This window comes from Pseudomonas sp. B12(2026) (genome assembly GCF_057767015.1).
The window spans coordinates 2,687,457-2,705,805 of record NZ_CM173430.1 but is presented as its reverse complement, the minus strand read 5'-3'; the positions used below and the strand labels follow the sequence as shown (position 1 = coordinate 2,705,805).

At 66.1% G+C, this 18,349-nt stretch carries 16 protein-coding genes; 6 read left to right on the top strand and 10 right to left on the bottom strand.

The window, feature by feature from the left end; all coding sequences use genetic code 11:
• Window positions 1-153 precede the first annotated feature (153 nt).
• Window positions 154-1,431, top strand: a complete 1,278-nt coding sequence (locus tag AC3B6A_RS12585) for an OprD family porin (RefSeq protein WP_488403140.1) — start codon at window positions 154-156, stop codon at window positions 1,429-1,431.
• A 58-nt stretch (window positions 1,432-1,489) separates the two neighbouring features.
• Here the strand turns inward: AC3B6A_RS12585 and AC3B6A_RS12580 are convergent, their stop codons facing one another.
• Complete coding sequence (locus tag AC3B6A_RS12580) at window positions 1,490-1,774, bottom strand: hypothetical protein (protein ID WP_488403138.1); 285 nt, start codon at window positions 1,772-1,774, stop codon at window positions 1,490-1,492.
• Between the two features lie 155 nt (window positions 1,775-1,929).
• A complete protein-coding gene (locus tag AC3B6A_RS12575; RefSeq protein ID WP_488403136.1) occupies window positions 1,930-2,880 on the bottom strand; it encodes a phospholipase D family protein in 951 nt (316 codons plus the stop codon).
• A 238-nt stretch (window positions 2,881-3,118) separates the two neighbouring features.
• On the opposite strand from AC3B6A_RS12575, the gene AC3B6A_RS12570 reads away from it, so the two are divergent.
• On the top strand, window positions 3,119-4,708 hold the full coding sequence (locus tag AC3B6A_RS12570) for an ABC-F family ATPase (RefSeq protein ID WP_488403135.1): 1,590 nt from the start codon (window positions 3,119-3,121) through the stop codon (window positions 4,706-4,708).
• A 162-nt stretch (window positions 4,709-4,870) separates the two neighbouring features.
• Here the strand turns inward: AC3B6A_RS12570 and AC3B6A_RS12565 are convergent, their stop codons facing one another.
• Window positions 4,871-5,884, bottom strand: a complete 1,014-nt coding sequence (locus AC3B6A_RS12565) for an alpha/beta hydrolase family protein (RefSeq protein ID WP_488403133.1) — start codon at window positions 5,882-5,884, stop codon at window positions 4,871-4,873.
• Window positions 5,885-6,081: 197 nt separating this feature from the next.
• Window positions 6,082-6,690 carry an FMN-dependent NADH-azoreductase gene (locus AC3B6A_RS12560; protein ID WP_488403131.1) on the bottom strand — a complete coding sequence of 203 codons (609 nt, stop codon included), beginning with the start codon at window positions 6,688-6,690 and terminating at the stop codon, window positions 6,082-6,084.
• Between the two features lie 134 nt (window positions 6,691-6,824).
• Here AC3B6A_RS12560 and AC3B6A_RS12555 point away from each other — a divergent pair, with 134 nt between their 5' ends.
• Window positions 6,825-7,730: a LysR substrate-binding domain-containing protein gene (locus tag AC3B6A_RS12555; protein ID WP_488403130.1), complete on the top strand. Its 906-nt coding sequence runs from the start codon at window positions 6,825-6,827 to the stop codon at window positions 7,728-7,730.
• Here the strand turns inward: AC3B6A_RS12555 and AC3B6A_RS12550 are convergent.
• Both AC3B6A_RS12550 and AC3B6A_RS12545 read right to left on the bottom strand, forming a co-directional pair.
• On the bottom strand, window positions 7,725-8,435 hold the full coding sequence (locus AC3B6A_RS12550) for a DUF1294 domain-containing protein (RefSeq protein WP_488403129.1): 711 nt from the start codon (window positions 8,433-8,435) through the stop codon (window positions 7,725-7,727). The two genes, AC3B6A_RS12555 and AC3B6A_RS12550, sit on opposite strands and share 6 nt — an antisense overlap.
• 12 nt (window positions 8,436-8,447) lie before the next feature.
• Complete coding sequence (locus tag AC3B6A_RS12545; protein WP_488403128.1) at window positions 8,448-9,278, bottom strand: undecaprenyl-diphosphate phosphatase; 831 nt, start codon at window positions 9,276-9,278, stop codon at window positions 8,448-8,450.
• A gap of 630 nt (window positions 9,279-9,908) precedes the next feature.
• Here AC3B6A_RS12545 and AC3B6A_RS12540 point away from each other — a divergent pair.
• The gene (locus AC3B6A_RS12540; RefSeq protein ID WP_488403127.1) at window positions 9,909-10,316 is read left to right on the top strand and encodes a hypothetical protein; all 408 of its coding nucleotides are present in this window, start codon (window positions 9,909-9,911) and stop codon (window positions 10,314-10,316) included.
• A 173-nt stretch (window positions 10,317-10,489) separates the two neighbouring features.
• Here the strand turns inward: AC3B6A_RS12540 and AC3B6A_RS12535 are convergent, their stop codons facing one another.
• Window positions 10,490-11,824 carry a sigma-54 dependent transcriptional regulator gene (locus AC3B6A_RS12535; RefSeq protein WP_488403125.1) on the bottom strand — a complete coding sequence of 445 codons (1,335 nt, stop codon included), beginning with the start codon at window positions 11,822-11,824 and terminating at the stop codon, window positions 10,490-10,492.
• Between the two features lie 131 nt (window positions 11,825-11,955).
• Window positions 11,956-13,446 (bottom strand): RimK family ATP-grasp domain-containing protein, encoded by a 1,491-nt coding sequence (locus AC3B6A_RS12530; RefSeq protein ID WP_488403124.1) that lies wholly within the window; start codon window positions 13,444-13,446, stop codon window positions 11,956-11,958.
• 151 nt (window positions 13,447-13,597) lie between these two features.
• Here AC3B6A_RS12530 and AC3B6A_RS12525 point away from each other — a divergent pair, with 151 nt between their 5' ends.
• A complete protein-coding gene (locus tag AC3B6A_RS12525; RefSeq protein ID WP_488403122.1) occupies window positions 13,598-14,692 on the top strand; it encodes a GNAT family N-acetyltransferase/peptidase C39 family protein in 1,095 nt (364 codons plus the stop codon).
• A 506-nt stretch (window positions 14,693-15,198) separates the two neighbouring features.
• On the opposite strand, the gene AC3B6A_RS12520 is transcribed toward AC3B6A_RS12525, so the two are convergent.
• Both AC3B6A_RS12520 and AC3B6A_RS12515 read right to left on the bottom strand, forming a co-directional pair.
• On the bottom strand, window positions 15,199-15,633 hold the full coding sequence (locus AC3B6A_RS12520) for a carboxymuconolactone decarboxylase family protein (RefSeq protein WP_488403120.1): 435 nt from the start codon (window positions 15,631-15,633) through the stop codon (window positions 15,199-15,201).
• Between the two features lie 267 nt (window positions 15,634-15,900).
• A complete protein-coding gene (locus AC3B6A_RS12515; protein ID WP_488403119.1) occupies window positions 15,901-16,329 on the bottom strand; it encodes an Lrp/AsnC family transcriptional regulator in 429 nt (142 codons plus the stop codon).
• Window positions 16,330-16,553: 224 nt separating this feature from the next.
• On the opposite strand from AC3B6A_RS12515, the gene AC3B6A_RS12510 reads away from it, so the two are divergent.
• Window positions 16,554-18,236: a flavin monoamine oxidase family protein gene (locus tag AC3B6A_RS12510; protein WP_488403117.1), complete on the top strand. Its 1,683-nt coding sequence runs from the start codon at window positions 16,554-16,556 to the stop codon at window positions 18,234-18,236.
• Window positions 18,237-18,349: the final 113 nt, after the last annotated feature.

Here is an 18,349-nt window from a genome sequence, read left to right as displayed (position 1 = left end):
CCTCTGCTATCATCGCGCCGCTGCGGCCCAGCAGAGGCCCACTACAACCAAAAAAACCAGCCAGCACATACGCCATTTCCCTGATGGCACACATCGGGGCGGGACGCTTTTTTCGTTTTGTTGGCGCTGCACCATCAGCACAAGGAAAACAACATGCTGCACCACCGGATCAGCCTGCTCGCACTGGGCATTCTCGCGTCCACCGCCGCCCTGGCCGAGGACCAGTCCACCGCCAAGGGCTTCGTCGAGGACAGCCACCTCGACCTGTTCTTCCGCAACGCCTACATGAACCGCGACTACAAGCACGGCAAGGACGACAAGGCCGAGTGGGGCCAGGCCGCCACCGCGACCTTCACCTCCGGTTTCACCCAGGGCACCGTGGGCTTCGGCGTTGACACGTTCGGCATGTACGCCCTGCGCCTGGACGGCGGCCAGGGCAAGAGCGGCGCCGCCGGCATCGACTTCTTCAAGCAGGGCGACAGCGGCGAAGCCGCCAGCGACCTGGCCCGCGCCGGTGGCGCGGTGAAGGCCCGCTTCTCCAACACCGTGATCAAGTACGGCGACCAGATGCCGGCCCTGCCGGTCCTGAGCTACGACAACTCCCGCCTGCTGCCGGAAAGCTTCACCGGCACCCTGATCACCTCCAAGGAGATCGACGGCCTGGAACTGAACGTCGGCCGCTTCACCTCGGAAACCCGCAAGAGCGCCGAAGGGCGTGACAGCGGCGGCCTCAAGCGCATCGACGTGTTCGGCGGCAGCTACAAGTTCACCGACAACTTCAGCGGCTCGCTGTACGGCTACGAGAGCGAAGACGTCGCCCGCAAGCAGTACATGAACCTGAACTACGTCATCCCGATGGCCGACAAGCAGTCCCTGACCCTGGACTTCAACGGCTACCGCACCCGCGTGAACGAAGACTTCGCCGCCGACCACGGCATCGACGGCACCAAGAACACCATCTGGAGCCTGTCGGCCGCGTACAACATCGGCGTCCACACCTTCATGGTCGCGCACCAGCGCAACAACGGCGACTCCGGCTACCAGTACGGCTGGTACCAGAACGAAGGCGGCCTGGGCGACGGCGGCACCACCATCTGGCTGGCCAACTCCTACTGGTCCGACTTCAACGCCGAGGACGAGCGCTCCTGGCAGGGCAGCTACAGCCTGGACTTCTCCGAGTACGGCGTTCCGGGCCTGAGCTACACCGTGGCCTATGTCTACGGCGACAACATCAAGACCGCCGATACCAGCGACGGCAAGGAACGCGAAATCTTCAACCAGCTCAAGTACGTGGTACCGAGCGGCCCGGCGAAGGACCTGTCGGTCAAGCTGCGGGGTTCCTGGCTGCGCGTGTCCAACGACGCCCGCGCCTACAACGACGACGGCAACGAAGTCCGCGTCTTCGTCGAGTACCCGGTCAACATCTTCTGATGAACTGATCGACCCTCGATGCGAAACGCCCCGTGGCAGCGATGCCACGGGGCGTTTTTCATTCCAGGCCGCGGCGGCCGCGCGGGCGTAGCGGACCCGGCGGCAGCGCCATGCGCAGGATATGCAGGCACAGCAGCAGGATCAGCACGCCGGCCACGAAAAACCCCAGGCGCGGGCCCGGCCCCAGCGTTTCGTTCAGGGTATTGAGAAGCAGCATCGCGCTGCCCCCGAGCATGCAGGCCAGCAGGAAGAACGAGAGGACGTAGACCTTCAGCGTCTGCACGCGCCAGTGCCAGCGCATGCGCCGGCGTGGAGGGATTTCATCGGTGAACGGCTTGGGCATGCTCCGTTGCCTCCTGTCATTTTTCCGGCGAAATTCATGAATACCACTGAAAACGCCAATATATCGACAAAAGACTAGCTACCCGGGAAGAAAACACCAAGGCGCGAGCTGCGGGACAGAAGCCCGCAGCGGCGCCGGCCGATGAACGGCGTGGCTCAGCGCACCACGCTGTTGATGTCGTGGCGGTTGAGCGAGGTGCGCATTTCCTCGTACCACTCCGGAATCGCCTCCTTCAGGCGCTCCCGGGCGTCTTCCAGCTTGAACGGCTGGGTATAGCGCTTCTTGCGGTACGAGTAGATGTAGTAGGTGCCATTGCGGTAGAGGATGCGGTCGAAGGTGTAGAAGGCGATGTGCGTGCCGTTGCAGCGCGCGGTCAGCACCATGTCGCCCTCTTCGTAGGGCAGCACGCCCTCGGCGCAGTCGTAGGTGAAGAACTCACGCACGTCGTCCCAGGCCACGCCGTCGCTGCTGGCGTGGAGGAAGGCCTCGGCCTGCTCCTCCGACTTGTCGGAGTGGTCGCTGTACCAGATGAACAGCGGAATGCTCTGGTTGGTCTCGTCGCCCAGCCAGCTCTCGCCATCCAGGTACTGCGCGCTGCGCGCCAGACTCGCCTGCATGCGGCGATGGCTCTGGCGGTACTCCTCCAGTTGCTCGTCGAACGCCGGCACGTCAGCGCCCAGCACCACGCCCTGCATGCCCTTGATCTCGCTGACGCGCACCAGGTAATCGGCGTAGAGCGCCGCATCCTGGATCACCGTGCAGGTATCGCGGGTCAGGCTCAGGCCGATCTCGGTGAAATTGGCGCTGCCGAGGATCACCACGTCCGGCTCGATCAGGATCAGCTTCCAGTGCACGCTGTTCTGCGCGCGGAAATCGACGTGCAGCGAGACGTTCGCACCGGCATCGCGCACGCAGTAGTCGATGAAGTCCGGCGAGGTGAAGGAATTGATGGTGCCGACCAGCAGGTCCAGGCGATTGCCCTTCTCCACCAGGGTTCCGATCAGTGACTCGGTTTCACTGGCGGAGGCCGAGACGATAGTGATCAGTTTGTCGCTGACCTGCTCCAGGTACCGCTTGAGCGAGTGTTGCGCGTTAAGAATTTTCATACAGCCCCCACCAGAATTCTGAACACCGATTCTGATGCAGGACAATGGCGGCTTTCAACTGCCTCGTATTACCCCCTGCCCCCGCAGAACGGGGGCTTCAGGCGGGCGGCATGCAAGGAGGCGGCTTGCTGTGGCATAATTGCCGGCTTTGCCAGGCGCGCCTCGACCCGCTCGACCACCGCGCCCTCCCCGCACGCCCGCGCCCGGCGCGCACCATGTCCAGCCAAGGGTTACCCAGTTGATTTCCACCGCCAACATCACCATGCAGTTCGGCGCCAAGCCGCTGTTCGAAAACGTTTCCGTCAAGTTCGGCAACGGCAACCGCTACGGCCTGATCGGCGCCAACGGTTGCGGCAAGTCGACCTTCATGAAGATCCTCGGCAGCGAGCTGGAGCCCTCCAGCGGCCAGGTGATGGTGGAAAACGGCGCGCGCCTGGGCAAGCTGCGCCAGGACCAGTTCGCCTACGAGGACTTCACGGTGATCGACACCGTGATCATGGGCCACGAGGAACTGTGGAAGGTCAAGGCCGAGCGCGACCGCATCTACTCCCTGCCGGAGATGAGCGAGGAAGACGGCATGGCCGTGGCCGAACTGGAAGTGCAGTTCGCCGAGTTCGACGGCTACACCGCCGAAGCCCGCGCCGGCGAGCTGCTGCTGGGCCTGGGCATTCCGCTGGAACAGCACTTCGGCCCGATGAGCGCGGTGGCCCCGGGCTGGAAGCTGCGCGTGCTGCTGGCCCAGGCGCTGTTCTCCGATCCGGACGTGCTGCTGCTGGACGAACCGACCAACCACCTGGACATCAACACCATCCGCTGGCTGGAAAACGTCATCACGGCGCGTAACAGCACCATGATCATCATTTCCCACGACCGCCACTTCCTGAACAGCGTCTGCACCCACATGGCGGACCTGGACTACGGCGAGCTGCGCCTGTTCCCGGGCAACTACGACGAGTACATGATGGCCGCCGAACAGGCCCGCGAGCGCCTGCTGTCGGACAACGCCAAGAAGAAGGCGCAGATCGCCGAACTTCAGCAGTTCGTCAGCCGTTTCTCGGCCAACGCCTCCAAGGCCAAGCAGGCCACCAGCCGCGCCCGCCAGATCGACAAGATCCAGCTGGAAGAGGTCAAGCCGTCCAGCCGCGTCAGCCCGTTCATCCGCTTCGAGCAGTACAAGAAGCTGCACCGCCAGGCGGTGACTCTGGAGAAGGTCAGCCAGGGCTTCGACGGCACCCCGCTGTTCAAGAACCTGAGCATGCAGGTGGAAGCCGGCGAGCGCATCGCCATCATCGGCCCGAACGGCATCGGCAAGACCACCCTGCTGCGTACCCTGGTCGGCGAGATGGCGGCGCAGGCCGGCGAAGTGAAGTGGACCGACAGCGCCGACGTGGGCTACTTCGCCCAGGACCACGCCGAGGACTTCGAGGACGACGTCAACCTGTTCGAGTGGATGGCCCAGTGGACCCAGGGCGGCGAGCAGCTGGTGCGCGGCACCCTCGGCCGCATGCTGTTCTCCAACGACGAGATCAAGAAGTCGGTGAAGGTCATCTCCGGTGGCGAGCAGGGCCGCATGCTGTTCGGCAAGCTGATCCTGAAGAAGCCCAACGTGCTGGTGATGGACGAACCGACCAACCACCTGGACATGGAATCCATCGAGGCGCTGAACCTGGCGCTGGAGAACTATCCGGGCACGCTGATCTTCGTCAGCCACGACCGCGAGTTCGTCTCCTCCCTGGCCACCCGCATCATCGAGATGAGCGAGAACGGCGTGACCGACTTCAGCGGCAGCTACGACGACTACCTGCGCAGCCAGGGCGTGATCATCTGACGCTCCACCGCGCATGAAAAAGCCCCGTCGATGCGGGGCTTTTTCATGCGCGCTTTTCGTAGGAGCGGAGCTTCTCCGCGATGCTCTTCCGCGAGGCGAAGCCTTTCGCGGACAACGGCTAGGGCCCCCGCCTCTCCTACAAGAGCGGGACCGCAGCGCCATTCAGCGCCCCGAGGTCTGCATCGACGCCCCGCCCAGGCTGGCGTCGAAGAACTCCGCCGCCGACGCCGCGAGGTCGCGGTGGATGGCCTGGCGGTCCAGGCCCTGGGTGTCTGTGCACAGGTCCGGCGTGGCGTCCTTCTCCTCCTCGGAACAGGGCGCCATGAACACGAAGTGCCCGGCGCCGTCGAGCACCCGCAGGTCCGGCTGTTGCGGCAGCCTGCGCGCCAGGGCGCCGGCGTTCCTCTTCCAGTCGAGGATCTGGTCGTTGTTGCCGGTGTAGAGCAGCACCGGCACCTGCACGTCTTCCAGCTCGCGCGCGCCGTACATCAGGCTCAGCGGTGCCAGCAGGAGCAAGGCGCCGACCCGCGGATCGGCCATCGGCACCAGGTCGTTGCGGTCGGCGCGCACCTCGCCCTTCTCGCTGCAGGCGTCGCGGTCGTCCGGGTGCTTCTGGCAATACTTGATCAGGCGGTCGAGGCGCGGCTGCGCGCCGGCGAGGATCAGCGCCGTCTCGCCACCGGCGGAATAGCCGATCACACCGACCTTGCGCGGGTCGACGATGCCCGCCATCTCCGGGTCGAGCAGCGCCGCGCTGATGGTTTCCGAGACCTGCAGCGGGCGGCCGTAGAGATTGCTCAGGGCGCCCAGGCGGCTGTGGTCGTGCAGGTTGTCGCCGGGGTGCAGCAGCGTCACCACGACGAAGCCCTGGCGCACCAGCGCCTCGATCAGGTCGCGGTGCGCCAGCGGCGTGCCGTAGTTGCCGTGGGACATCACCAGCAGCGGGAAGCGGCCGTTGGCGGTCTTGCCCTCGTAGGCGACGTCGAGGATGAAATTGCCCAGGTGCAACGGCTGCTCCGGGGCCCGCGTCGGGTAGAAGGCGATGGCCTTCATTGGCGCCTGGTCCAGCGGATCGCTCACCTGCAGGCGATGGAAACCCACGTTCCAGCCCGGCGCCGCCCAGGCTCCGCTACTGAAGGTAACGAGCAACAGCATCCACAACAGACGCCTCGCCATGGTGCACTCCACCCCGATGCGCATCCCGCTCAGGCGCCACGTGCCCCGCCGGGCGATCCTCGGGGCCCTGGGCGCCGCCCGGGAGATTCCCTGCATACTACGCGCCAGTCCGCAGCCGCCGGTAGCGGCGGATGAGCGGCCGGCCGCGCAAACGAAAAAGCCCCGCGATGCGGGGCTTGTTCTCGATCAGAGATCGATCAGGCAGCGGCGAACTGGCTGGCGATGCTCGCCTGGGCGCCGGCGATGGCGTTGCGGCGCGGCTCGTCACCGTAGGCCAGGCCTTCGGCGCGCACCACTTCGATGTCGGTGATGCCGAGGAAATTCAGCACCAGTTGCAGGTAGCTCTCGTGCGCCTGGCCGGAGGGCTGGCCGGCATGGATGCCGCCGGCGGTGGAAACGATGATCACCTTCTTGCCGCCCGCCAGGCCTTCCGGGCCGCTTTCGGTGTAGCGGAAGGTCTTGCCGGCGACGGCGATGCGGTCGATCCAGGCCTTCAGCTGGCTGGGGATGGAGAAGTTGTACATCGGCGCGCCGATGACGATGGCGTCGGCGCCGAGGAATTCCTCGATGCTGGTTTCGCCCAGGGCGGCTTCGTGCTTCTGCGCGGCGTCGCGCAGTTCGGCCGGGGTGCCGGCGGCGACCAGGCTGGCGGAGGACAGGTGGCTGATGGCGTCGGCGGCCAGGTCACGGTAGGTCACTTGAACGCCCGGCTCGGCGGCGGTCCAGGCAGCGACCAGCTCGGCGCTGAGCTGACGGGAAGCGGAGTTGTCGCCGAGGATGCTGGAATCGATGTGCAGCAGTTTCATGTTCAGGTTCTCCAAGCGAGTGGGCCAAGTGGGTTGGCGGAGTGATTCGTCGTTGGAGCGCAGACTACGCATGTGGCCAATCATCGATAAGTCGGCAAAAATGTGATGATTCGTCTCACCAGCAGGACAATCCCATGCAGGACCTCAATGACCTCTTCTATTTCGCCAAGGTGGTGGAAGCCGGCGGATTCGCCGCCGCCAGCCGCCTGCTGGGGCTGCCCAAATCGCGTCTGTCGCGGCGCGTGGCGGAGCTGGAGGCGCGCCTGAACGTCCGTCTGCTGCAGCGCACCACGCGCAAGCTGGCGCTCACCGACCTGGGCGAGCGCTACTACCGGCACTGCCAGGCGATGCTGGTGGAGGCGGAAATGGCCGATGAAGTGGCCGCCCAGCTCAGCGCCGAGCCGCGCGGGCGGGTCAAGCTGTCCTGCCCCGTCGCCCTGGCGGAAACCTCGCTGAACCAGATGCTGCCCGGCTTCCTGGCCGCCTATCCGCAGGTGAACCTGGAGCTGCTGCTGACCAACCGCCGCGTCGACCTGCTCAACGAAGGCGTGGACGTGGCCCTGCGCGTGCGCGCGCCGGGCGATGAGGACCTGTCGCTGATTTCCCGCCGCCTGCGCCCGGCGATGGCTGCCCTGGTGGCGGCGCCCGCGCTGCTGGCCGGAAGGGTGCTGAACGGCCCGGAAGACCTGGCCAGCCTGCCCGTCCTCGGCGCCATCGGCAGCGACCGCAAGGTACACATGAAGCTGCTCGGGCCGCAGGGGCAGACCCGCGAACTGGCGCTGGAGGCCCGTCTGGCGGCGGAGGATTTCAACCTGCGCAAGAGCGTCGCCCTCGCCGGGCTGGGCGTGACCTCGCTGCCGCACTATTACTGCATCGAGGAACTGGCGGACGGACGCCTGGTGCGGGTGCTGCCCGAATGGCGCGAGCCCGAAGCCCATCTGCAGGCCGTCTACCCGCACCGGCGCGGCATTCTGCCGGCGGTGCGGGCATTGCTGGATTACCTGGAGGAAGGTTTCTCCAGGGACGACTCGCCGTTATGAACCGCCCTGCCCCAGCCCCATCAGCACGCCGACCCAGCCCAGCAGGCGCCCGCCGCTGAGCCAGTCGATCCAGAACAGCTGGTGCGCCGCGACGATCGCCCAGAACACCAGCTGGAACGACAGCTTGCGGGTCTTGTGGCGGAACAGTTGCTGGGCCAGCAGCGCGCCCGGCCAGCCGCCCAGCAGCTCCAGCAGGTGCAGGCTCTGCTCGGGGGTGCGCCACTGGTCCCGCTCGGCGCTGCGCTTGTCCCGCCAGTAGGCGAAGAACGCCAGCACGCTGAACAGCGGATAGAGCAGCAGGAACCAGGCGAAATAGCCGTCCCTCAACCACACCAGCGCGCCGCCGACCGGCAGCGCCAGCAGCACCGCGAGCAGCAGCAGGACGCGGCCGATGGAGCGCCGGGGCGGCGTCGGGAAGGCCACTTCCCGCCCGCTGCGGGCGCGCTCGCGGGTTGCCGGCGCGCCCGGCTTGCGGCGGATGTCGGGCAGGTCGATGGCCAGGCCGGCCAGGCGCGCATGTTCCGCGCGCGGCCTGCCCTGCTTGTCGCTTCCCGGGACGTAGCGCACCTGATCGCCACTCTGCGGCCGACGATCGCCACGAAATGCCGAAATGTGCAGGAAGAGCTCTTCGCCCCCGGATTGCGGACGGATGAAGCCGAAGCCCTTGTCATCGTCCCAGCGGCTGATGGTGCCGTTCTTTTCCATCGCTCATTCGCCTCAGGGCTTGGCGCTGCTCCAGTCGATCAGGCCGAACTGCCAGGTCACCAGGATCAGCAGGCCGAAGGCGATACGGTACCAGGCGAACGCCGCGTAGCTGTGGTTGGCGATGAACTTCAGCAGGCTGCGCACGGCGATCATGGCGAAGATGAAGGAGGTCACGAAGCCCACGGCGAACACCGGCAGGTCATCGGGCTGGAACAGGTGGCGATACTTGTACCCCGAGTAGACCGCCGCGCCGACCATGGTCGGCATCGCCAGGAAGAAGGAGAACTCGGTGGCGGCCTTGCGCGACAGCCCGAACAGCAGGCCGCCGATGATGGTGGCGCCGGACCGCGAGGTGCCGGGCACCAGCGCCAGGCACTGGGCGCAGCCGACCTTGAGGGCGTCCTGCCAGGACATGTCGTCCACGGTTTCGGCGCGGATGCGGTGCTCGCGGCCCTCGGCCCAGAGCATCACCACGCCGCCGACGACCAGCGCCACGGCGACGGTGATGGGGTTGAACAGGTAATGGTGGATCAGGTCGGCGAAGGCCACGCCCAGCACCACGGCGGGCGCGAAAGCGATCAGCAGGTTGGCGGTGAAACGCTGGGCCCGCGCCTGGGTGGGCAGGCCGACGACGACTTCGAGGATCTTGCGGCGGAACTCCCAGACCACCGCCAGGATGGCCGCCAGCTGAATGATGATGTTGAAGGCCTGGGCGCGTTCGCCGCCGAAGCCGATGACGTCCGCCACGATGATCTGGTGGCCGGTGCTGGAGATCGGCAGGAACTCCGTCAGCCCTTCGACCACCCCGAGAACGAATGCCTGGAAGGCACTCCATAGATCCATACTGCTTCCCCCGCGCGGCTCGATGGCTCGCCTTTTCTAATGATCTGTTCCGGCCGGGCCGGCCCGACCAGGTTGGGACACAAGGCCTCCGGAACCCCGACAAGGCGTCGGCATGCTAATGCATCGGCCGCGACCCACCACGGATTTAACGAAAAATTCTCATACGGCCGGCGGCGGCATCGATTGCTCCACCGCCGACCGGCTGCCGTTCGCGTGTAGCAGACCACCCGGGGCGGATTGCGTTCGCCGGCCCGGAAAAAATGGCCGGGCCATCGAAATCCAGTGACGCACCCGCGCCGGAAGGCCGATGGCCAGGGCCGGTTGTCACGCCGGTGAAACAGCCCGGTCCGCCGCAAACCCACGAACCGGGAAATACCGGCCCCGGCGCGCCAACGTGTTTCAGCCACGATACAGAGGCTGACTCACCCATGATCCAGGCCCGGTTCCAGGGCCCTCGCCGGGATTTTCCGCTCCGGGCCGCTGTAACGCGCGCGAAACAGCGGCCCTGCGAGAACGCCGGGTGCATTCTCCAAGTGATTGATTTTGAAATGCAACCCAATTCCGGCACGGCAACTGCCTCACGCCTGTATCGCTGACAGGGTTTCAGCGCATCACGAAGGAATCACCGTCATGCCGGGGAGCATCACGCGCACGGTCGCAGCCAGCCCGCCCCGGGCGGCGGGCCTGCATGAACCACAACAAAAACACAGGGCGGCCGCCGTTCCCGACGGCCGGCACGCCCACGCCGCCGGCAGCGCAACGCAGGCCGGCATTCGCAACATCACCGTCGACAACGCCATCACCAAGACCGGGCCAGCCGGCATGACTTTCGCTGTCGACGGCGACTCCTCGGGTATCTCCGCCCCGCATGGCGATGCCTGTCTCGATACCTGGAACGCCCTGTTCCACCCCTGGGGCAGCACCACCGGCTACAGGGATTTGGACAGCCGGCCCCACGGCAATCAGGAACGCCCGGACAACGGCGGCGCCATTCGCCCGGCCCGCGAATCCGCCCGCACCTTGTCCTGCCGAGAGTGACTACGGGGCCCCCGGCCGCACGCCGGGGGCCCTCCCTTCCCAACCGGCCCCTGCCCTGCGACTTCCTGTTGCCCCGGGAGGCCCACGCCTGCGGCGCTGGCCCAGGCGCAAACCGCGCTCACGAGACACGCCGAGGATTCATCGAAAGCGGATACGCCCGGGCCGTCCCCGCCCTAGCGCAGCTGATGCTTGTGCAGCAGCCGATAGAAGGTCGGCCGGGAAATCCCCAGCATCCGCGCCGCCACGCTGAGGTTGTCGCCGTGCCGCGCCAGCGCATCGCACATGGCCTGGCGTTCGGCGCCGAGCTTGTACTCTTCCAGGGTCACCAGCGGCTGGTGCGTGGGCTTGCCCTTCTGCCGTTCCAGGCCCAGGTCGCGGGCCTCGATCTGCCGGCCCTCGGCCAGCACCAGGCCACGCCGCACCCGGTTGGCCAGCTCGCGCACGTTGCCCGGCCAGCTGTGTTCGGCCATCGCCGCCAGCGCGTCGTCGGAAAAGCGTCGCGGGCGGCGGCCGGTCTCGACGCTGTAGAGGTGGGCGAAGTGATTGGCCAGCAGCGCCAGGTCGCCGTTGCGGTCGCGCAGCGGCGAGGTCGAGACCTGCAGGACGTTGAGGCGGTAGTACAGGTCCTCGCGAAAGGTTCCGGCGCGGATCGCCGCCTCCAGGTCGATATGGGTCGCCGCCAGCACCCGCACGTCGACGTCGATCGGCTGGCTGCCGCCGACCCGCTCGAACTGCTTCTCCTGCAGGACCCGCAGCAGGTTGGCCTGCAGCTCCAGCGGCAGGTCGCCCACCTCGTCGAGGAACAGCGTGCCGCCGTTGGCCTGCTCGAAGCGGCCGATCTTGCGCTGGTGCGCGCCGGTGAAGGCGCCTTTCTCGTGGCCGAACAGCTCCGACTGGATCAGGTTTTCCGGAATCGAGCCGCAATTGATCGCCACGAACGGCCGCACCGCGCGCCGCGACAGCCGGTGCAGGGTACGCGCCACCAGCTCCTTGCCGGTGCCGCTCTCGCCACGGATCAGCACCGGCGACTCGGTCGGCGCGAACTTCGCCAGCAGCTTGCGCAGTTCGCGCACCTCGCGGCTTTCGCCGAGCAGCTCGTGCTGCCGCTCGTCGCCATGCATGCTGCCGCGCCCGCGCAGGCGCGCCATGCCGAAGGCGCGGCCCAGGGTGACCTGTACCCGCGCCACGTCGAAGGGCAAAGTATGGAAGTCGAAGAACCACTCGCTGACGAAATCGCCGACCTCGTGGATCGGCAGGATGTCGGGACTGAGCACCGCGATCCATTCGGTGCCGCTGCGGCTGATGAGCTCCTTGACCATTTCCGGGCGGTCCAGGTGCTCGGGCTGCAGGCGCAGCAGGCCGACGTCGCAGCTGTGCTCGCCGGCCTCGGCCAGCTCGCAGCTGTCCACCTCCCAGCCCGCCGCACGGAGCCCGGGTAATAGCCGCCGGCAGTCATCGCAAGGATCGACCACCAGCAGGCGTCGAAGATTCGATGCCGCCTCGAGCATGCTCCCTTCCTTGGCGCCATTTTTTTGAAAAACTTTTAAAAACAGTCGCTTGGCGCTCCAATTTGTAACGCTAGCAATAATTTGACGCTGCCCATCGACCGTTTTCCTATAAGGTCAATGCCGAAACGGTCTCACCAGCCGCGCCCGCGCCGCTTGGCCTCCAGGCGGCGGATGAACTCCTCCAGCACCAGCTTGTAGAGGTCGTCGCCCAGGTACACATCCTCCACGCCACAATCGATGTTCGGGTTGTCGTTCACCTCGATCACCACCACGCGGTCGCCGGACTGCTTCAGGTCCACCCCGTACAGGCCGTCGCCGATCAGGTTGGCGGTCTTCACCGCCAGTTCCACCACCTTGCGCGGCGCCTCGTGGACCGCCATGGTGCGGAAGTCGCCGCTGAGCTCCTGGGCATCGGGGCTGTGGTCGTAGATCTGCCAGTGGCCCTTGGACATGAAGTACTGGCAGGCGAAGATCGGCTTCTGGTTGAGCACGCCGATGCGCCAGTCGTATTCGGTATAGAAGAACTCCTGGGCCAGCAGCAGCACCGAGCGCTCGAACAGCTCGGCGCTGGCCTTGAGCAGTTCCTCCTGGTCGGACACCTTGATCACCCCGCGGGAGAAGCTGCCGTCGGGAATCTTCAGCACCAGCGGGAAGCCCAGCCGCCCGCCGACCTTCTCCAGTTCCTGCGGGTTGTCCTTGTAGAGGATCTCGGTGGCCGGCATGCCCAGCTTGTGGCTGCGCAGCAGGTCCGCCAGGTAGACCTTGTTGGTGCAGCGCAGGATCGACACCGGGTCGTCCATCACCACCATGCCCTCGCTCTCGGCCTTCTTGGCGAAGCGGTAGGTGTGGTCGCTGACGCTGGTGGTCTCGCGGATCAGCAGCGCGTCGTATTCGGCCAGCCGCGCGTAGTCCTTGCGCTCGATCAGCTCGACGTCGATGCCGAGGCTGCGGCCGACGCGGATGAAGTTCTTCAGCGCCTTGGCGTCCGACGGCGGGAACGCTTCCTGCGGATCGTGGAGGATCGCCAGGTCGTAGCGGTACTGCCGGCGCGAGCGCGGCTTGCGCCAGATCTGCCGGCTGAAGCTGTCCAGCGCGCTGGCGAAGAGGTCTTCCTGGTCCTCGCGCAGCTTGTGGATGTTGCCCGGCTTCACCCCTTCGATGTGCCAGCCGCGGGTCTTGCGGAACTCCACCAGCAGCAGCGGACAGGGAAAGGCCTCGAACAGCTGGCGCGCCAGGTCCTGCAGCGGCTCCATGTCGGTGCGGCCGAAATACAGGGTCAGGGTGAAGCCGTCGGTGTTGCCGTAGGGATGGTCGGCCAGCGCCTTGTCGAGGGTCTTTTCCAGGTCTTCCAGGGCCAGGCTGTAGAGCGACTTCCTGGCCAGCTCGCTGATGCTGCGCACCGACGGGATCACCTTGTGCCCGCGCGCCTCGGCCAGCAGCGAGCAGTAATAGCCGTGGCCCAGGTACCTGTAGTTGCGGCACAGGTTGATCACCTGCACGCGCTTGCCGGGGTCGTCATCGATGGGCATCTCCAGGTACTCCTGGGCGCTGACCACATCTTCACTGGGGTAGTAGGACGCCCAGTCTTCCTTGCGTTCGACGATGATGAACAGCTTGCTCACGACACCTCCAGGGGTTCGGGATAGCGCTTGCCGCGCGTTGAGCCAGGGACAATACTCCGCTGAATGCTGCTTCGACCCCATGGCCGGGCACTGCGTTCGCGCCCCTGGCGGAACCAACGTGCTCCATTCAGGTTAACGAATCCTTACCGGTATGAACCTGCAACTCCGCACCGCCACCGCCGACGACCTGAGCGCCCTGGTCGAGCTGGAAAACCGCTGCTTCGAGTACGACCGCCTGTCGCGGCGCAACTTCCAGTGGATGATCAGCCGCGCCCACGCCTCGCTGATCGTCGCCGAAGCCGACCGCAGCCTGCTGGGCTACGTCCTGGTGCTGTTCCACCAGGGCACCTCGCTGGCCCGCCTGTATTCCATCGCCCTCGATGAGCGTGCCCGCGGCATCGGCCTGGGCCAGAAGCTGCTGGACCGCGCCGAGGCCGAGGCGATCGACAACGACTGCGCCTACATGCGCCTGGAAGTCCGCCCGGACAATCGCGGCGCGATCATCCTCTACCAGCGCAACGGCTACCGCCCCTTCGCCACGGTGCGCGACTACTACGAGGACCACAGCGAGGCGCTGCGCTTCGAGAAGCGCATCCGCCAGGTCAGCGACCGCGCGCCACGGCACGTGCCCTTCTATCGCCAGACCACCGAATTCACCTGCGGCCCGTCCTGCCTGCTGATGGCCATCGGCGCGCTGGACGCCGAGCGGGTGCTGGAGCGCCGCGAGGAGCTGCGCATCTGGCGCGAAGCCACCACCATCTACATGACCGCCGGCCACGGAGGCTGCAGCCCCCAGGGGCTGGCCCTGGCCGCCTGGCGCCGGGGTTTCCGCGTGCAGCTGCAACTGTCGGAGGACGGCCCGCTGTTCCTCGACGGCGTGCGCAGCGAGGAAAAACGCGAGGTGATGCGCCTGGTGCACGAGGACTTCACCCGCGAACTGGCGCAGAGCGACGTGGAGCAGCTGCTGGTCAGCCAGCTCGACATCGATAGCGCACTGGTGGCCGGCGGCCAGCCGATGGTGCTGATCAGCAGCTACCGCCTGACCCGCTCGAAGGCGCCGCACTGGGTGGTGGTCACCGATTGCGACGAGGATTTCGTCTACCTGCACGACCCCGACGTCGACCACAGCAAGCACCGCCAGCCGCTGGACTGCCAGCACATCCCGGTGAGCCACGCGGAGTTCGAGCAGATGAGCCGCTTCGGCCGCAGCAAGTTGCGCGCGGCGGTGGTGATCTACAGGCGCTGAACGAGGCGATCGCGGATAAATCCGCTCCTACACCTGCGAGTGCACCGCTTTCGTAGGAGCGGATCTTATCCGCGATGCTTTTGCTCTTCGTACGGTGTTCATGCGCCGCTTCGGCGTGTGCTGAAAGATTTGGTTTCGCCCTCCCGGGCGAGTCCCTTTTGGGGCCCCAAAAGGAACCAAAAGGGCCCGTCCCGACATCCGGGTCTTCGCTTCGCTCAGACTGATTCGCTTCGCTCACCCTTCGGGCCAGCCTTCGGCTGTTACTACGCTTCGCTCCGTTTCCCTCGCTCCGGTATTGCGCCGAGGGTCGGCTTGCAAGGGCCATCCATGGCCCTTCAAGCCTCTCGCGGCATCCATGCCGCTCGCCCCTCTGCGCAATACCTCCACTCGGCCTCCTGACGGGCCTCTGCGCGCGTCTGTTATTCCTCTGCTTTCTGTCCGCGAATTGCCCAAAAAGAAAAAGGGCGCCCGCAGGCGCCCTCTTCCACGCTGCCTACTCAGGGCACTCAGGGCACCATCGCCATGCCCACGCCGAAACGGTTCCAGGCGTTGATGGTGGCGATCGCCAGGGTCAGGTTGACGATCTCCGCCTCGCTGAAATGCTCACGCAGGGCGTCGAACTGGTCCTGCGGCGCATGTTTCTCGGCCAGCAGGGTCAGGCTTTCCACCCAGGCCAGCGCGGCGCGCTCGCGGTCGGTGAAGAAGCGGGTTTCGTGCCAGGCGCCCAGGGTCTGCAGGCGCGCCTCGGTCTCGCCGGCCTTGCGCGCGTCGTTGGCGTGCATGTTCATGCAATAGGCGCAACCGTTGATCTGCGAGGCGCGCAGACGCACCAGTTCCAGCAGCGAATTCTCCAGCCCGGACTGGGCCAGAACCTGTTCCAGGCCAAGCATGGCCTTGTAGGCGTCAGGGGCGGTCTTGGCCCATTCGATACGTGCGCTCATGGCGATCTCCAGTGAGGCCCGCTGGATTGCGGGAATGGCGCTACGTTAGCGCCATCACCCGCCGGTTCGAATAGCCAATTCACAGCAATCGCGGCAGACCAATGGGGCCAATCCTGCTGAAGGTGATGGCCATGGCTTTCGTAGGAGCGGACTCTGTCCGCGATCAAACCCCGTGCCGTGCGGTTCGCGAGCAAGCTCGCTCCTACAGGGAGGGGTACGCCGGGCCTATCGCGGACAAGGTCCGCTCCTACGGGAGCAACCCGCTCCTCAACGGTCGATCCGCGTCGACAGGATGATCGACGACATGGTCCGCTCCACCCCGTCCAGCGCGCCGATACGGTCCAGCACCGCGTCCAGGTCGCGGATCGACAGCGCCTCGACGATCACGATCATGTCGAAGTTGCCGCTCACCGAATGCAGGGTCTTCACCTCGGCGATCTTCTCCAGCGCCTGCACCACCTGGTGCGACAGCTTGGGCAGCGCGGTGACCAGCACATGGGCGCGCACCAGCGACTGCGCGTAGCTGTCCGACACCTTGATCGAATAGCCGCTGATGATGCCCCGCTGCTCCAGCCGCTCGATCCGGCTCTGCACCGTGGAACGCGACACGCCGAGCTTGCGCGCCAGCTCCGAAATCGACTCGCGGGCGTTGGCGCGCAGCAGGTTCAACAAGGCCGCATCAGCGTTTTTCGTCATATTGCTCATCGTATTAGTCAATCCGCCTGAAAGCTCTCGCCAATCTTGCAGATTGTCAGATTCATTTCAACGACGGCCTTTGCAATAGTGGGCGCCACGGCGAGCCCCCACGGCTCGCCATTTCTTTGCCCGCGCGCCACCCATCGACTGGCCTCGGCGGGCCGTGCGAAGCCTTGCCAAGCTGGTTGGTACAAACCGGCGTGCCGAACAATCGGGAGACTCCAATGAACAACAACCGCCATCCCCACACCCCCGGCAAGAAGCCGGTGACCATCTTCGGCCCGGACTTCCCCTTCGCCTTCGACGACTGGATCGAACACCCCGCCGGCCTGGGCAGCATCCCCGCCGGGAAGCGCGGCCAGGAAGTGGCCATCGTCGGCGCCGGCATCTCCGGCCTGGTGGCGGCCTACGAGCTGATGAAGCTGGGCCTCAAGCCCGTGGTCTACGAAGCGGCGAAGATGGGCGGACGCCTGCGCTCCGAATCCTTCGAGGGCGCCGACGGCATCATCGCCGAGCTGGGCGGCATGCGCTTCCCGGTGTCCAGCACCGCCTTCTACCACTACGTCGACAAGCTCGGCCTGCAGACCAAGCCCTTCCCCAACCCGCTGACCCCGGCCTCCGGCAGCACGGTGGTGGACCTCGAAGGCACCAGCCACTACGCCGAGAAGATGGCCGACCTGCCGGACATCTTCCGCGAAGTCGCCCAGGCCTGGGCCGACGCCCTGGAAGACGGCGCGCGCTTCTCCGAGATCCAGGACGCCATCCGAGAACGCGACACCGCCAAGCTCAAGGCCCTGTGGGACGAGCTGGTGCCGAAATGGGACGACCGCACCTTCTACGACTTCGTCGCCACCTCCAAGGCCTTCTCCCGCCTGTCCTACCGCCACCGCGAAATCTTCGGCCAGGTCGGCTTCGGCACCGGCGGCTGGGACTCCGACTTCCCCAACTCCATGCTGGAAATCTTCCGCGTGGTGATGACCAACTGCGACGACCACCAGCACCTCGTGGTCGGCGGCGTCGAGCAGGTGCCGCGCGGCATCTGGAGCCACGTGCCGGAACAGTGCGCGCACTGGCCGGCCGGCACCTCCCTGGCCAGCCTGCACAACGGCGCACCGCGTCCGGGCGTGAAGAAGATCGCCCGCGCCGCCAGCGGCAACCTCGCGGTCACCGACTACTGGGGCGACACCCGCGAATACGCCGCGGTGCTGACCACCTGCCAGAGCTGGCTGCTGACCACCCAGATCGAATGCGAGGAAGCGCTGTTCTCGCAGAAGATGTGGATGGCCCTGGACCGCACCCGCTACATGCAGTCGTCGAAGACCTTCGTGATGGTCGACCGGCCGTTCTGGAAGGACAAGGACCCGCAGACCGGCCGCGACGTGATGAGCATGACCCTCACCGACCGCCTCACCCGTGGCACCTACCTGTTCGACAACGGCGACGACAAGCCGGGGGTGATCTGCCTGTCCTACTCCTGGATGAGCGACGCCATGAAGATGCTCCCGCACCCGGTGGAGAAGCGCGTGCAGTTGGCCCTGGACGCGCTGAAGAAGGTCTACCCGACGGTCGACATCACCAGCCACATCATCGGCAACCCCATCACCGTGTCCTGGGAAGCCGACCCGCACTTCCTCGGCGCCTTCAAGGGCGCGCTGCCGGGCCACTACCGCTACAACCAGCGGATGTACGCGCACTTCATGCAGGACGACATGCCCGCCGAGCAGCGCGGCATCTTCATCGCCGGTGACGACGTGTCCTGGACCCCGGCCTGGGTGGAAGGCGCGGTGCAGACCTCGCTCAACGCCGTGTGGGGCATCATGAAGCACTTCGGCGGCGCCACCCATCCGGAAAATCCCGGCCCGGGCGACCGCTTCGCCGAACTCGGTCCGATCCAGCTGCCGGAGTGAGCCGAGGCAAGCGAAACCTCGCTCGCGCGGGATCGGAAGTAGGCGCACACTTTTCCGATCCCGCTCGCGCTTGGCGAGGAGACCAGAGCTGTAAATGAGCATCCGGGCCTGTT

Coding starts and splice junctions, on each gene's coding strand:
- AC3B6A_RS12585 (WP_488403140.1), top strand. CDS start 154: ATGCTGCACCACCGGATCAGCCTGCTCGCACTGGGCATTCTCGCGTCC.
- AC3B6A_RS12580 (WP_488403138.1), bottom strand. CDS start 1,774: ATGCCCAAGCCGTTCACCGATGAAATCCCTCCACGCCGGCGCATGCGC.
- AC3B6A_RS12575 (WP_488403136.1), bottom strand. CDS start 2,880: ATGAAAATTCTTAACGCGCAACACTCGCTCAAGCGGTACCTGGAGCAG.
- AC3B6A_RS12565 (WP_488403133.1), bottom strand. CDS start 5,884: ATGGCGAGGCGTCTGTTGTGGATGCTGTTGCTCGTTACCTTCAGTAGC.
- AC3B6A_RS12560 (WP_488403131.1), bottom strand. CDS start 6,690: ATGAAACTGCTGCACATCGATTCCAGCATCCTCGGCGACAACTCCGCT.
- AC3B6A_RS12555 (WP_488403130.1), top strand. CDS start 6,825: ATGCAGGACCTCAATGACCTCTTCTATTTCGCCAAGGTGGTGGAAGCC.
- AC3B6A_RS12550 (WP_488403129.1), bottom strand. CDS start 8,435: ATGGAAAAGAACGGCACCATCAGCCGCTGGGACGATGACAAGGGCTTC.
- AC3B6A_RS12545 (WP_488403128.1), bottom strand. CDS start 9,278: ATGGATCTATGGAGTGCCTTCCAGGCATTCGTTCTCGGGGTGGTCGAA.
- AC3B6A_RS12540 (WP_488403127.1), top strand. CDS start 9,909: ATGCCGGGGAGCATCACGCGCACGGTCGCAGCCAGCCCGCCCCGGGCG.
- AC3B6A_RS12535 (WP_488403125.1), bottom strand. CDS start 11,824: ATGCTCGAGGCGGCATCGAATCTTCGACGCCTGCTGGTGGTCGATCCT.
- AC3B6A_RS12525 (WP_488403122.1), top strand. CDS start 13,598: ATGAACCTGCAACTCCGCACCGCCACCGCCGACGACCTGAGCGCCCTG.
- AC3B6A_RS12520 (WP_488403120.1), bottom strand. CDS start 15,633: ATGAGCGCACGTATCGAATGGGCCAAGACCGCCCCTGACGCCTACAAG.
- AC3B6A_RS12515 (WP_488403119.1), bottom strand. CDS start 16,329: ATGACGAAAAACGCTGATGCGGCCTTGTTGAACCTGCTGCGCGCCAAC.
- AC3B6A_RS12510 (WP_488403117.1), top strand. CDS start 16,554: ATGAACAACAACCGCCATCCCCACACCCCCGGCAAGAAGCCGGTGACC.